The 1,340-nt window shown below is 70.0% G+C and carries 2 protein-coding genes; one reads left to right on the forward strand and one right to left on the reverse strand.

Annotated features, from left to right (window positions below; all coding sequences use genetic code 11):
- Window positions 1-28: 28 nt before the first annotated feature.
- Window positions 29-925: a cytochrome b/b6 domain-containing protein gene (locus D8M29_RS12120; protein WP_127435643.1), complete on the forward strand. Its 897-nt coding sequence runs from the start codon at window positions 29-31 to the stop codon at window positions 923-925.
- A gap of 133 nt (window positions 926-1,058) precedes the next feature.
- Here D8M29_RS12120 and D8M29_RS12125 read toward each other — a convergent pair.
- On the reverse strand, window positions 1,059-1,340 hold a 282-nt coding region (locus D8M29_RS12125), incomplete at its 5' end, for an acyl-CoA thioesterase domain-containing protein (protein WP_148111620.1).

A 1,340-nucleotide genomic window follows, 5' to 3' on the forward strand; every position in this document is an offset into this window, starting at 1 on the left:
TGCCGCCGAGTCCGCCGTCCCGTCCCGTCTGCGCAAGGCGCTGCCGGCGGTGGCCGGCGTCGTGGTGCTGGCGCTGCTCGCGGTGCTGGCCGCACGCTGGCTGCGGAGCCTGGACCCGGTGGCGGACTTCATCGCGACCTACGACGGGCACCCGGTCCTGCCCGAGGGCACCCCCGAGGGGATGCCCTGGTGGATGGGCTGGCAGCACTTCCTGAACATGTTCCTGATGGTGCTGATCATCCGGACGGGCCTGCAGATCCGTCACGAGACACGGCCTCCGGCCAACTTCACGCCGACGAAGGACGGCCTGTTCTCCGCGCGGGGCAACACCCCGAAGAAGTTCTCGCTCACCATCTGGATGCACCAGGCCCTCGACGCGCTGTGGCTGCTCAACGGCGTGATCTTCGTGGTGCTGCTGATCGTCACCGGCCACTGGGCGCGGATCGTGCCCACGGACCCGCACGTGTTCCAGCACGCCCTGTCCGCCGGCATCCAGTACCTGTCCCTGGACTGGCCCACGGAGAACGGCTGGGTGCACTACAACGCGCTGCAGATGCTCTCCTACGCGCTGGTGGTGTTCGTGGCCGCCCCGCTCGCCGCCCTCACGGGCTGGCGCATGTCCTCGTGGTTCCCCACGGAGGCCAAGGGACTGAACAAGGCGTTCCCCATGGAGGTGGCCCGCAAGGTGCACTTCCCGGTGATGGTCTTCTTCGTGGCGTTCATCGTGGTGCACGTGTTCCTCGTGGCCTTCACGGGCCTGCTGACGAACTTGAACCACATGTACACCTCGCGGGGCGGTGCCACCGACGCGTGGGGCCTCGTGGTGTTCCTCGTGAGCGTGGCGGTCACCGCCGCCGCGTGGTTCTTCCTGAAGCCCGCCTTCACGGCCCCCGTGGCCTCCCGGTTCGGCACCGTGGGCCGCTGAGCCGGCCGCACGACGACGGCCCCTCCTCCTCCCGGGACTTTCGAACGTGATGTCGGGGGAATGAGCGCTTTCGAACGTGAGATAGGCCCTTTCTCACGTTCGAAAGCGCTCGGGTGCTCGGGCGGGCGGGGCGTCAGCTCCGGGCAGCGCGGAAGGTGACCTGCACCTGGACCATCGGCTTGTCGGCCACGGGGACGCCGTCGGCGCCGACCGGCACGAGGTCCACCTCCACGAGGCGCAGGGACCGGCCGGCGTGTCGCACCCGTGTGAGGGCGACCATCTCGCCGTGGCCGGGGCGCACGAACACCACGTGCACGGCCTGGACGTCGTAGCGCACGCGGTCCGGCATGGCCGCCTGCGCGGCGATGACCGCCCGCAGCGTCATGGCCCCGCCGTGGACCGCGCCCGACGGGTT

Origin of the sequence: Micrococcus sp. HSID17227 (genome assembly GCF_003989405.1) — a bacterium.
GTDB lineage: Bacteria > Actinomycetota > Actinomycetes > Actinomycetales > Micrococcaceae > Micrococcus > Micrococcus luteus.